Origin of the sequence: Nonomuraea sp. NPDC050383 (assembly GCF_044459125.1) — a bacterium.
In the GTDB taxonomy this organism is placed as follows: domain Bacteria; phylum Actinomycetota; class Actinomycetes; order Streptosporangiales; family Streptosporangiaceae; genus Nonomuraea.
The window spans coordinates 504,988-517,444 of sequence record NZ_JBITIP010000001.1 but is presented as its reverse complement, the minus strand read 5'-3'; the positions used below and the strand labels follow the sequence as shown (position 1 = coordinate 517,444).

12 protein-coding genes are annotated in these 12,457 nt (G+C 73.0%); 9 read left to right on the top strand and 3 right to left on the bottom strand.

All coding sequences use genetic code 11. From position 1 onward, the window contains the following. The first annotated feature begins 56 nt into the window (after window positions 1-56). Window positions 57-878 carry an alpha/beta fold hydrolase gene (locus ACIBG4_RS02315; protein ID WP_397200315.1) on the top strand — a complete coding sequence of 274 codons (822 nt, stop codon included), beginning with the start codon at window positions 57-59 and terminating at the stop codon, window positions 876-878. Window positions 879-1,029: 151 nt separating this feature from the next. On the opposite strand, the gene ACIBG4_RS02310 is transcribed toward ACIBG4_RS02315, so the two are convergent. The 3 genes from ACIBG4_RS02310 to ACIBG4_RS02300 form a co-directional block, all read right to left on the bottom strand. Beyond that, window positions 1,030-1,659 (bottom strand): DUF4126 domain-containing protein, encoded by a 630-nt coding sequence (locus ACIBG4_RS02310; protein WP_397200314.1) that lies wholly within the window; start codon window positions 1,657-1,659, stop codon window positions 1,030-1,032. A gap of 79 nt (window positions 1,660-1,738) precedes the next feature. After that, window positions 1,739-2,875 (bottom strand): NAD(P)H-dependent flavin oxidoreductase, encoded by a 1,137-nt coding sequence (locus ACIBG4_RS02305; RefSeq protein WP_397200313.1) that lies wholly within the window; start codon window positions 2,873-2,875, stop codon window positions 1,739-1,741. A gap of 16 nt (window positions 2,876-2,891) precedes the next feature. Beyond that, on the bottom strand, window positions 2,892-3,641 hold the full coding sequence (locus ACIBG4_RS02300) for an acyltransferase (RefSeq protein ID WP_397200312.1): 750 nt from the start codon (window positions 3,639-3,641) through the stop codon (window positions 2,892-2,894). Between the two features lie 110 nt (window positions 3,642-3,751). On the opposite strand from ACIBG4_RS02300, the gene ACIBG4_RS02295 reads away from it, so the two are divergent. The 8 genes from ACIBG4_RS02295 to aroH all read left to right on the top strand — a co-directional run bounded on the left by ACIBG4_RS02295 (window position 3,752) and on the right by aroH (window position 12,405). Then, window positions 3,752-5,416: a CTP synthase gene (locus ACIBG4_RS02295; protein WP_397200311.1), complete on the top strand. Its 1,665-nt coding sequence runs from the start codon at window positions 3,752-3,754 to the stop codon at window positions 5,414-5,416. Further along, the gene (locus ACIBG4_RS02290) at window positions 5,413-6,024 is read left to right on the top strand and encodes an NUDIX domain-containing protein (RefSeq protein WP_397200310.1); all 612 of its coding nucleotides are present in this window, start codon (window positions 5,413-5,415) and stop codon (window positions 6,022-6,024) included. Before ACIBG4_RS02295 ends, ACIBG4_RS02290 begins: the two co-directional genes overlap by 4 nt. A 15-nt stretch (window positions 6,025-6,039) precedes the next feature. Next, complete coding sequence (locus ACIBG4_RS02285) at window positions 6,040-6,945, top strand: site-specific tyrosine recombinase XerD (protein ID WP_397200309.1); 906 nt, start codon at window positions 6,040-6,042, stop codon at window positions 6,943-6,945. A 116-nt stretch (window positions 6,946-7,061) separates the two neighbouring features. Beyond that, on the top strand, window positions 7,062-8,003 hold the full coding sequence (locus ACIBG4_RS02280) for a ParA family protein (protein WP_310716701.1): 942 nt from the start codon (window positions 7,062-7,064) through the stop codon (window positions 8,001-8,003). Then, a complete protein-coding gene (locus ACIBG4_RS02275) occupies window positions 8,000-8,863 on the top strand; it encodes a segregation and condensation protein A (protein WP_397200308.1) in 864 nt (287 codons plus the stop codon). The genes ACIBG4_RS02280 and ACIBG4_RS02275 overlap by 4 nt, the downstream gene beginning before the upstream one ends. A gap of 424 nt (window positions 8,864-9,287) precedes the next feature. After that, window positions 9,288-9,923, top strand: coding sequence for an SMC-Scp complex subunit ScpB (scpB, locus tag ACIBG4_RS02270; RefSeq protein WP_397200688.1), 636 nt, complete (start codon window positions 9,288-9,290; stop codon window positions 9,921-9,923). Further along, complete coding sequence (locus ACIBG4_RS02265; protein ID WP_397200307.1) at window positions 9,920-11,974, top strand: pseudouridine synthase; 2,055 nt, start codon at window positions 9,920-9,922, stop codon at window positions 11,972-11,974. Before scpB ends, ACIBG4_RS02265 begins: the two co-directional genes overlap by 4 nt. Window positions 11,975-12,045: 71 nt before the next feature. Continuing rightward, on the top strand, window positions 12,046-12,405 hold the full coding sequence (gene aroH / locus ACIBG4_RS02260; RefSeq protein WP_310716707.1) for a chorismate mutase: 360 nt from the start codon (window positions 12,046-12,048) through the stop codon (window positions 12,403-12,405). Window positions 12,406-12,457 lie beyond the last annotated feature (52 nt).

Genomic DNA, 12,457 nt, shown 5'->3' with positions numbered 1-12,457 from the left:
TCAGTCCTCGTAGCCCGGCGGGGTCGACGGGAGAGCGGACGCGAGGAGGCGGGCCCGTGCCGTACACGACGGTCGAGACGGACCAGGGCGCGGTCAGGCTGTTCCACACCGACGACGGGGCGGGCGCGGGGCCGCCGCTGCTGCTCGTCCACGGGTGGGGCGCCGACTCCCACCAGTGGTCCTGGCACATCGACGCGCTCGCCGCCGAGCACCGCGTGATCGCGGTGGACCTGCGCGGCCACGGCTACTCGTCGGTCCCCGCCGAGGGGAACACCCCGCGTGCCATGGCCGGGGACCTGGTCGCGCTGCTGGACGCCCTGGGCGTGCCCGAGGCGATCGTCGTCGGGCACTCCATGGGCGGCCAGATCGCCTCCATCCTCGCCGTCGAGCATCCGGACCGGGTCGCCGGCGTCGTCGCCGTCGACCCCGGGTACGGCATCAGCCCGGAGGTCGCGCGCGGGTTCCCCCGGACGATCGCCGGGCTGCGCGGGGAGAACGCGACCGAGGTCGCCGTGCGGCTCGACCGGTGGTGCACGAACGCCGCCACGCCCGCCGTCATCCGCCGCTGGCACCGGCGCAGGCTGTACGGGATGCCCGCGCACGTGCTGGCGCAGGCGTTCGAGGCGATGTTCGCGCTGCCCGGGTCGATGGGGGTCAGGCCGCACAGCGACGAGTACCTGGCCCGCCGGCACTGCCCCGTGCTGTCGATCTGGGCCGATCCGGCCAGGGCGCTCTGGGAGGCGGGGCTGCTCAAGCATCCCGGGTCGAAGGTCGTCTGCTGGGAGGGCTCCAGCCACCGGCTGCACGAGGAGCGGCCCGCGGAGTTCGTGGAGGTCGTGAGCGGGTGGGCGCGGGAGATCGTCGCCGGCCGCCTGTGACCACGGGATCGCCGCGGAGACGGCGCCGGGAAGAGCGGTCCGGAGCGGGCGGGGGAGCGTGTGGGCGCCGGGGCGGGGGCCACGGGGCGCCCACACGGGTCTTCCCTTGAATCCGCACGGCGATCGTACGAGCGGGCGAGCCCGCGGCGCGTCATCCCGGCGGGGGAGCGTCCATCAGCCCGCGGGACGACGCGCGAGCGGCCTTCCGGCGCGCCCGGACCCGCCGGGCCTTGCGCACGCCCCACCAGGCCACCAGCGCGAACAGCAGCACCCCGATGATCACCAGCACGGGCGCGAACACGGCGACCAGGCTCATCCCGAGCGATCCCGCGTCCTCCACGGTGCTGACCACGGGGGCGCCCACCCCGGCCGTGCCCGCGTTGATCACCGGGCGGGCGGCGGCCTTCAGGGCGTGCACGGCCAGGGCCAGCACGATGCCGAGCAGCCACCCGGCCCACGGGTTGTCGGCCATCCAGGTGGAGTGGTCCAGCTCGGCCGCGGCGCTGGTGGCGCTGAACACCACGCCGCCCGCCGCGGGCCGTACCACGGTCTGGATCATGTCGTTGACCGTGTCGACCGCCGGCACCTTGTCGAGCACCATCTCGGCGACGAGGAGCACGGCGATGACGGCGAGCACCCCCCAGTTGGACAGCCAGGAGTAGCCGTCGGGCAGCTTTACCGCGTCGGTGACGTTGGCGAGCACCCCCACCACGAGCAGCGGGATGTAGGCGTTCAACCCGGCGGCCGTCGACAATCCGAGCCCTGTCAGAGCAGCGAGCATGGATACAGTCTGCCCCGCGGGACCGCCGCGCGGCGGGCCCGGAGCGCCGAGGAGAGCGGGACGGCCGGGCCCGGCGGGGTCAGCCGGACAGCCGGCCGAGCCGCTCCACCGCGTCCGCGAACTCGCTGACCATGGCGTACACCACCTCGCGCGCCGGCCGCACCTGGTCGAGCTGGCCCACGACCTGGCCGACGAAGTAGTTGGCCAGATCCAGCGCCCCCGGCTCGCCCCGCTCGGCCGCGGCGCCGATGCGGGCCATCGCCGACTCGGCGACGAGCAGTTGCAGCGGCATGCCCAGCGGGCCGGGGCTCTCCTGGCCGGAGTCCCACTCGTCGGTCCACGCCGACCTGAGCTGGCGGGCCGGCTTGCCGGTGCGGGAGCGGGAGCGCACGGTGTCGAGCGAGGACGCGGCCAGCATCTTGCGCTTGACCGCGGGCGCCGTCTCCGCCTCCTCCGTGGTCAGCCAGACCGAGCCGCACCACACGCCCTCGGCGCCCAGCGCCAGGGCGGCGGCCATCTGCCGCCCGGAGGCGATCCCGCCGGCCGCCAGCACGGGCACCGGCCCCACCGCGTCCACGACCTGGGGCACCAGCACCATCGTGGAGATCTCACCGGTGTGCCCGCCGGCCTCCGTCCCCTGCGCCACGATGAGGTCGGCGCCCGCCGCCACCTGCCTGCGCGCGTGCTCCACCGTGCCGACCAGCGCCGCGACCGGCACCCCGGCCGCGCGTGCCTTCTCGACCAGTTCGGGAGGCGGCGGGCCGAGCGCGCTGGCGATCAGGCCGACGGGGTGCTTCAGCGCCACGTCGATCAGCCCGGTCGCGCCCGCCGCGGTCACCCGCCGGCCGAGCTCGTCGGGCGACCCGATCCCGGGCCCGCCGATGGGCCCGCCGGACCCGCCGACGCCGTACTTGGACATCAGGTGCGCGACGAAGTCGCGGTGCCGCTCGGGGACGGCGTCGGCCAGCCGCGCCTCGGCGTCGAGCGCCGACGCGTCGACCTTGCCGGGCAGCAGCACGTCCACGCCGTACGGCCGGCCGCCCACCCGCTCGTCGAGCCAGGTGAGCTCGGTGTCGAGCTGCTCGGGCGTGTACGCGATGGCGCCGAGCACGCCGAAGCCGCCGGCGTTCGTCACCGCGGCCACGACGTCGCGGCAGTGGCTGAAGGCGAACAACGGGAACTCGACGCCCAGACGCTCGCAGATGGCGGTGCGCATGGATCGACGCTAACCGTCAGAACGATGTTCGGTCCAGCCCCGGGTGATCCGGCGGCGTCACCAGGGTCGCGCCCGGGTGATGCGGCGGCGTCACCGGGGTCGCGCCCGGGTGATCCGGCGGCGCCGAAGTTCCGTCGGCCGCGCCGGGCGCGTGCCAGCCGAGCTCCGGGCTGTACCCGCGCACCAGCCGCGCCGGCACCCCCGCCACCACGCTGTGGTCCGGGAACTCGCCCCGCACCACCGCGCCCCCCGCCACCACGCACTGCCGCCCGAGCCGCGTGCCCGGCAGGATGATCGCCCCGGCCCCCAGCCAGGAGCCCGCGCCGATCGAGACCGGGCTGTTGCGCGGCCACTGCCGCCCGATCGGCACCTCCGGGTCGTCGTAGACGTGGTTCTGGTCGGTGATGTAGACGTACGGGCCCGTGAAGACGTCGTCGCCGATGTCGATCGACTGGTGGGCCACGATGTGCGAGCCCCGGCCGATCGAGCAGCCGCCGCCGATCCGCAGGACCGAGCCGGGCCCCAGCTCCGCGCCCGGCATCATGCCGCACGACAGCGACACCCGCTCGCCCACGAGCGTGTGGTCGCCGACCTCGATCCACCGCTCGCCGAAGATCGCCCCGGGCGGGAAGGCGATCTTCGCGCCCTCGCCCAGCCTGCGGAACCGATGCCCCGCGGGACTCGCCGCGGTGATGGCCCCGGCGTCGCGGATCGCCGTGTAGGCACGGTGGATGAGCGTGCCCAGTGCCCGCCGTACGCATGACATAGCGCCCAAAGTTACCGCTAGGTCATACCGTTCGGGCATGTCGGGGACGTTGTTTGATATCCTGAGAGCCCGTGGACAGTTCGGCCACGCCTCGAGCCACGGGAGCCCCTTTGCGCAGCGCATCGCAAACCAAGCATCTGTTCGTCACCGGCGGTGTCGCCTCAAGTCTCGGCAAGGGGCTCACGGCGTCCAGCCTCGGCCGCCTGCTCAAGGGGCGAGGTCTACGGGTCACCATGCAGAAGCTCGACCCCTACCTCAACGTCGACCCCGGCACCATGAACCCGTTCCAGCACGGCGAGGTCTTCGTCACCGACGACGGCTCCGAGACCGACCTCGACGTCGGCCACTACGAGCGGTTCCTCGACACCGACCTGCACGGCTCGGCCAACGTGACCACCGGCCAGGTCTACTCCAACGTCATCGCCAAGGAGCGGCGCGGCGAGTACCTCGGCGACACCGTCCAGGTCATCCCGCACATCACCAACGAGATCAAGGACCGCATCCGGGGCATGGCCGGTCCCGACGTGGACGTGGTCATCACCGAGGTGGGCGGCACGGTCGGCGACATCGAGTCGCTGCCCTTCCTGGAGGCGGTGCGCCAGATCCGGCACGAGGTCGGCCGCGACAACGTGTTCTTCCTGCACGTGTCGCTGCTGCCCTACATCGGGCCGTCCGGCGAGCTCAAGACCAAGCCCACCCAGCACAGCGTGGCCGCGCTGCGCAGCATCGGCATCCAGCCCGACGCGATCGTGCTCCGGTCCGACCGGCCGGTCCAGACCGCGATCAAGCGCAAGATCAGCCTGATGTGCGACGTGGACGAGGACGCCGTGGTCTCCGCCATCGACGCCGCCTCCATCTACGACATCCCGAAGGTGCTCCACGCCGAGGGCCTCGACGCGTACGTGGTGCGCCGGCTCGGCCTGCCGTTCCGCGACGTCGACTGGAAGGAGTGGGACCAGCTCCTGCGGCGCGTCCACCGCCCCGCCAAGGAGGTCACGATCGCGCTGGTCGGCAAGTACATCGACCTGCCCGACGCGTACCTGTCGGTCACCGAGGCGCTGCGCGCCGGCGGGTTCGCCAACGACGCCCGCGTCAACATCCGCTGGGTCAAGAGCGACGACTGCGAGAGCCCCGAGGGCGCGGCGCGCGAGCTCGACGGCGTCGACGGCGTGCTGATCCCCGGCGGGTTCGGCGTGCGCGGCATCGAGGGCAAGATCGGCGCGATCCGTCACGCCCGCGAGCACAAGGTCCCGCTGCTCGGCATCTGCCTCGGCATGCAGGGCATGGTCATCGAGGCCGCCCGCAACCTGGCCGGTGTCGCCGAGGCCAACTCCGCCGAGTTCGACCCCGACACCAAGCACCCGGTCATCTCCACGATGGCCGACCAGGAGGACGTCGTCGCCGGCGAGCGCGACATGGGCGGCACCATGCGGCTCGGCGTCTACACCGCCAAGCTCGGCGAGGGCACGCTGGCCCGTCAGCTCTACGGCGGCAAGGCCAAGGCCGACGAGCGTCACCGCCACCGCTACGAGGTCAACAACGCCTACCGGGAGCAGCTGGAGAAGGTCGGCCTGGTGTTCTCCGGGCTGTCGCCCGACGGCCGCCTGGTCGAGTACACCGAGCTGCCGGTCGACGTCCACCCGTTCTTCATCGGCACCCAGGCCCACCCGGAGTTCCGGTCCCGGCCGACGCGGGCCAACCCGATGTTCAAGGGCCTGATCGCCGCCTCGCTCGTCTACGCCGACAGCCGCGTCACCTCCAAGGTCGCCAAGTGAGGGTCGAGGACGCGCCCGAGGCGTGGGAGGTCGTCTCCTCCACCGAGCGGTTCAAGGGCCGGGTGTTCGACGTCGTCACCGACGGCGTCCGGATGCCCGGCGACGAGGTCGCCGACCGCGACTACGTCCGCCACGTCGGCGCGGTCGCGGTGGTCGCCCTCGACGCCGACGACCGGGTCCTGATGATCCGCCAGTACCGCCACCCGGCCCGCAAACTGCTGTGGGAGCTGCCCGCCGGCCTGCGCGACGTCGAGGGCGAGCCCCTGGCCGAGACCGCCGCGCGGGAGCTGGCCGAGGAGGCCGGCCACCGCGCCGCCACCTGGCACACGCTGGTCGACCTGCTCACCTCGCCCGGCATGACGGACGAGCGCATCCGCGTCTTCCTCGCCCGCGACCTGACGCCCATCCCCGAGGAGGAGAACGGCTTCGTCCCCCGGCACGAGGAGATCGGCATGCCGGTCGAGTGGGTGCCGCTGCCCGACGCCGTCGAGCACGCGCTCATGGGGATGATCCACAATTCACCGGCCGTGGCCGGTATCCTCGCCGCGTACGCGGCATCGGTCGAGGGCTTCACCGGTTTGCGCCCCGCCGACGCCCCTGGGGCGTGACGGAAGGACCGAGTCGTGGAGGCGGTGCTCTCCAGCTACCTCGCCCATCTGGCGGTGGAGCGGGGTCTGGCTGCCAACACGCTGGCCTCCTACCGCCGTGACCTGAGCCGCTACGTGGACTACCTGCGCTCGCGCGGGCGCGCCGCGCTCGGCGAGGTGGGCGAGGACGACGTCCTCGGCTTCCTCGCCGCGCTGCGCGAGGGCGACGGCGAGCACCCCGCCCTCGCGGCCGCCTCGGCCGCGCGGGCGGTGTCCGCCGTGCGCGGGCTGCACCGCTTCGCGCTGCGCGAGGGCGTCGCCGCCCACGACCCGGCCCACCAGGTGCGCCCGCCGCGCCAGCCCCGCAGACTGCCCAAGCCGATCGCTGTCGACCAGGTCGAGCGGCTCATCGCCGCCTCCGGCCCCGACGGCGCGCCCCTGACCCTCCGCACCCGCGCCCTGCTGGAGGTCCTGTACGGCACGGGCGCGCGCATCGACGAGGCCGTCGGCCTGGCCGTCGACGACCTGGAGGACGACCAGGTGCGGCTGCGCGGCAAGGGCGGCCGCACCCGCGTCGTGCCGCTCGGCCGCTACGCCCGCTCCGCGCTCGACGCGTACCTCGTCAGGGCCCGCCCCGCGCTGCTCGCCCACGGCCGCGGCACCCCCGCGGTGTTCCTCAACGCGCGCGGCGGGCGCCTGACCCGGCAGGGCGCCTGGGAGGTGCTCCAGGCCGCCGCCGAACGAGCCGGACTCCACGGGATATCCCCGCACGTTCTCCGGCATTCCTTCGCAACCCACCTCATCGACGGGGGCGCCGACGTTAGGGTGGTGCAGGAGCTGCTCGGCCACGCCTCGGTGACGACCACCCAGGTCTACACCCTGGTCACGGTCGACAAGCTCCGTGAGGTGTACGCCGCCGCGCACCCCCGCGCCCGGCAGTGATCTATAGTCTTTTGCGGCGTGCCACGGTTCGGCGTGCCGCCTTGCCGCGTTTAGTGATGACGCCATAGTGTCCGTCCGGACGGTCCGGTTCGGGATCGTCAGGGAGGTTCGAGCTGGTGACTGTGAAGACCAACGGTTCGACCCCGGGGACCCCCGACAACCCCTGGGGTGACACGAAGACCGACACGCCTTCCACCGGCGTGAACCTGGGCCCCACCAGGCGCCCGCGCCCGGTGTTCCCGGAGCCCGTGCCGCCGGAGGTCCACGGGCCGGCGCGGGTCGTCGCGATGGTCAACCAGAAGGGCGGGGTCGGCAAGACCACCACCACCATCAACCTGGGCGCCGCGCTCGTCGAGTACGGCCTCAAGGTCCTGCTCGTCGACTTCGACCCGCAGGGCGCCCTGTCGGTGGGCCTCGGCATCAACCCGCTGCAGCTCGACCTCACGGTCTACAACCTGCTGATGGAGCGCAACGTCACCGCCGAGGACGTGCTGCTGGAGACCGGCGTCGAGGGCCTCGACCTGCTGCCCAGCAACATCGACCTGTCGGCCGCCGAGGTCCAGCTCGTCACCGAGGTCGCCCGCGAGCAGGTGCTCGGCCGCGTGCTCAAGCCGCTGCTGCCGCACTACGACGTGTGCCTCATCGACTGCCAGCCGTCGCTCGGCCTGCTCACCATCAACGCGCTCACCTGCGCCCACGGCGTCATGGTGCCGCTGGAGTGCGAGTTCTTCGCGCTGCGCGGCGTCGCCCTGCTCATGGACACCATCTCCAAGGTCCAGGAGCGGCTCAACGAGGACCTCGAGATCGAGGGCCTGCTGGCGACCATGTACGACGCCCGTACCCTGCACGGCCGTGAGGTGCTCGCCCGCGTCGTCGAGGCGTTCGGCGACAAGGTCTTCCACACGGTGATCAACCGCACCGTCCGCTTCCCCGACGCCACCGTCGCCGGCGAGCCGATCACCACCTTCGACCCGTCCTCCCTCGGCGCCAGCGCCTACCGTGAGCTGGCCCGCGAAGTGCTCTCGCGCTGGCCCGCGCCTGCCACAATGGCCAGGTGACGTCAGAGCGGGGGAGCGCCGTCCACGACGGGGACCAGGCCGCGAAGGCCGGGTTCCAGGTCCACCTGGACGTCTTCGAGGGACCGTTCGACCTGCTGCTGGGGCTGATCGCCAAGCACAAGCTGGACATCACCGAGGTGTCCCTGTCCCAGGTCACCGACGAGTTCATCGCCTACATCCGCTCGCGCGGCCCCGAGTGGGACCTCGACCAGACCAGCCACTTCCTGCTGGTCGCGGCCACCCTGCTCGACCTCAAGGCGGCCCGGCTGCTGCCCTCCGGCGAGGTCGAGGACGAGGAGGACCTCGCGCTGCTGGAGGCCCGCGACCTGCTGTTCGCCCGGCTGCTCCAGTACAAGGCGTACAAGGAGGTCGCCAAGGTCCTCGCCGGCCGCATGGCCGACGAGGCGCTCCGCTTCCCGCGCGCCGTGCCGATGGAGCCCCGCTTCGCCGAGCTCCTGCCGGAGCTCATCCTCGGCATCGGCCCCGAGCAGCTCGCGAAGATCGCCGCCAGGGCGTTCACCCCCAAGCCGCCGCCCACGGTCGGCGTCGGCCACATCTACCAGCCGTTGGCCAGCGTCCGGGAGCAAGCCGCTATCCTGGTCCAGCGCCTCAGGCGCATGCGCCGGGCCACCTTCCGGGCCCTGGTCGCCGACTGTGACGGCACTTTCGAGGTCATCGCCCGCTTCCTGGCCGTCCTGGAGCTGTTCCGCGAGTCGGCGGTCAGCTTCGACCAGGTCGAGCCGCTGGGCGACCTGCACGTCACCTGGACGGGCAGCGACGAGGGCGACGTCGCGGTGGGCGACGACTACGAGGAGAGCGCGCGAAGCGCGGAGAGCGCGGAGAAGGCTGCTGATGACTGACGACCGCCCCGGCGAGCACCCGGACGACCAGCCGGACGATCGGCCGGACGACCAGCCGGACGATCGGCTGCGGGACCACTCCGGCGGGCCGATGGACGCCCGCGCCGACGACGGGCCGCCCCAGCCGCGCAGGTCTCCGGAGACGCCGCTGCCGGCCTGGATGACCCTGCCGGGCTCCCTCGCCGCCCCCCAGCCCCGCACCCCGGCCCCCGCCTTCGACCCGTCCCCCGAGCCCGAGCCGGGCGCTGTCTTCGACCCGTCTCGCGAGCCCGAGCCGGGCGCTGTCTTCGACCCGTCTCGCGAGCCCGAGCCGGGCCCTGTCTTCGACCCGTCCCCTGAGCCTGCCCCGGCCCCTGAAACCGACGCGGCCCCCGTCTTGGACCCGGCCCGCCAGCCCGACCCGGCCCCCGAGCCGTTCGCCGACATGTCGGCCGTGGACGAACCGTGGGACGAACCGGGTCCTCCCCTGGGTGAGGGCCCGGAGGCGGAGGCCGGGGAGGAGCCGGACGGCGGGCCCGCGCCGAGTCTCGGCGCCGCGCTCGAAGCCATCCTCATGGTCGTGGACGTCCCCGTCCCCGAGGTGACGCTGGCCCAGGTGCTCGAACGCCCCACCCACGAGGTGGCCGCCGCCCTCAGATCGCTGGCGGCGGAATACACCGACGCCGGACGGGGTTTCGATCTGAGAGAGGTCGCAGGAGGCTGGCGGTACTACACGCGTGCCGACTGCGCGCCGCTGGTCGAGCGGTTCGTCCGCGACGGCCAGCAGACGCGGCTGACCCAGGCCGCGCTCGAAACACTCGCGGTCGTGGCCTACCGGCAACCGGTGAGCCGCGCCCGTGTCGCCGCCGTACGCGGTGTCAACAGCGACGGCGTCATGCGGACGCTCGTCGCACGGGGGCTGGTCGAAGAGGCCGGCACCGACCCGGAGAGCCAGGCAGTGCTCTACCGGACAAGCTCATACTTCCTTGAACGTCTGGGACTCAAAGACCTCAGCGAGCTCCCCGAGCTGGCTCCGTTCCTCCCGGACGACGTGGAAAACCTCGAGGAGACAACAAAGTGATCAACAGGCGCAGCACCCCGTCCGGTGATGGACGCGGTCGAGGACGCACCGGCGGCTCCACCGGCCGCGGCGGGCGTCCCGCCTTCCGCTCCGACGACTCTCGCGGCGGTTCCGGCCGCGACTCTCTTCGCGCCGACCGCGGCGGCACCCGCGCCCGGTACGGCGACTCCACCTCCCGCGACCGCACCGGCGGCGACCGCGGCGGCTTCCGCTCCGAGGGCCGCGAGGGCGGCGCCCGGCCGGAGGGCCGCGACAGCGGCTTCCGCAGCCGTGAGGACGGTTTCCGCCCCGACCGGCGCGACTCCGGCAGCCGTAACTCTGGCGGCCGTGACTCCGGGGGCCGTGACTTCGGCAGCCGTGAGTCCGGGGGCCGTGACTTCGCCCGGCGCGACTCGGACCGGGGTTTCTCGGACCGCCGCGACGATCGTGGCGGTTTCCGTTCGGACCGCCGGGATGACCGTGGTGGTTTCCGTTCCGACCGTGGCGACGACCGTCCGGGCCCCCGCTCCGCGGGCCGCGACGATCGTGGCGGTTTCCGTTCGGACCGCCGGGATGACCGTGGTGGTTTCCGTTCCGACCGTGGCGACGACCGTCCGGGCTCCCGCTCGGCCGGCCGCGACGACCGCGGCGGCTTCCGTTCCGACCGCCGCCCCACGGACCGTGGCGGCTACGGCGACCGTTCCGGTTCCGGCGACAGGCCGCGTTACGGCGACAGGTCCGGTTCCGGTTCCGGTGACAGGCCGCGTTACGGCGACCGGCCCGGGTCCGGTTCCGGCGACAGGCCCCGTTACGGCGACCGGTCCGGCTCCGGCGACAGGTCCGGTTACCGCGACAGGCCGGGCTACGGCGGCGGCCACCGAGACGACTCCCGCAATGACTCCCGCGAGGACTCCCGTCCCGGCTTCCGGGCCGATCGCAGCGGCCGGCGCGACGACTCCGCTTCTTCCACCCGCGCCCGCTTCGGCCGCCGTGACGAGCCGCGCGGCTCCCGCGGCGGTTTCGAGACCATCGGCCGTCCCACCTCGGGAGGCCGTCCCACCTCGGGAGGCCGTCCCACCTCCGGGGGCCGGCCCTCGTACGGCGGCCGGCCCGCGGGCGGCGGCGCACGGCGAGACGGCCAGGGCGGCTACGGCGGCCAGGGCGGCTACGGCGGCCAGGGCGGCTACGGCGGCAGCCGTGGCTCCCAGGGGACGGGCAGGACCGGCCAGCCGGCCGACCGTGGCGGCGACGCGCCGCGCGACCGGTTCAAGACGGCCCGCCAGCCCCTGCGCGACCGCAACTTCTACCCCGAGGGCTACACCGACGAGCGCGACACCACCGAGGTCCCCGACGGCGTGCGGCTGCAGAAGGTCCTCGCCCAGGCGGGCGTGGCCAGCCGCCGTGCCTGCGAGGAGATGATCGGCGACGGCCGCGTCACCGTGAACGGCCAGGTCGTCCGGAGGTTCGGCGCCAAGGTCGATCCCGCCACGCAGGTCATCCACGTCGACGGCAAGCGCATCCCGACGGCCCCCGACCTCGTCTACTACGCGCTGAACAAGCCCATCGGCGTCGTGTCCACCATGAGCGACCCCCAGGGCCGCCCGTCCCTGGCCGACTACGTCGAGGAGCTGGCCCCGCGCCTGTTCCACGTGGGCCGGCTCGACACCGAGACCGAGGGCCTGCTGCTGCTCACCAACGACGGCGAGCTGGCCAACCGGCTGACCCACCCCAGCTACGGCGTCCTGAAGAAGTACTGGGCCAAGGTTCCGGGTCCCATCCCGCGCGACCTCGGCCGCAGGCTCCGGCAGGGCATCGAGCTGGAGGACGGCCTGGTCAAGGTGGACGGCTTCACGATCGTGCAGGAGCACGGCCAGCAGGCGCTGGTCGAGGTCGTGCTGCACGAGGGCCGCAAGCACGTGGTGCGGCGCCTGCTGGAGGTGGCCGGCCACCGGGTCATCGACCTGGCCAGGATCGAGTTCGGGCCCGTCAAGCTCGGCCGTACCAAGCCCGGCACCATCCGCGCGCTCACGCTGAAGGAAGTGGGCGAGCTGTACGCAGCCGTGAAGCTGTAACCTGATCAGAACGCAGGAGCCCGTGCGGAGGTCCGCACGGGCTCCACCGCTTATAGAGGGGACGGATCACAATGGTGCGGGCGATCCGCGGGGCGATCCAGGTGGACGCCGACAGCCGTGACGCGATCATCGAGGGGACGACCGAGCTCGTCGCCGCGCTGATGGAGCGCAACCAGCTCACCACCGACGACGTGATCAGCGTGCTGTTCACCGCCACACCCGACCTGACGGCCGAGTTCCCGGCGCTGGCGGCGCGTAAGCTTGGCTTCCATGAGGTGCCGCTCATCTGCTGCACCGAGATCGGTGTGCCGGGCGCGCTGCCCCGCGTGGTACGGCTCATGGCGCACGTCGAGACGGACAAGCCGCGCTCGGAGATCCAGCACGTCTACCTGCGCGGCGCGATCGCCCTGCGCCAGGACATCGCCCAGTAGCGACGCCCGCCCACCCGGCCCGGATCACCCGGAACACGACCCAGGACATCGA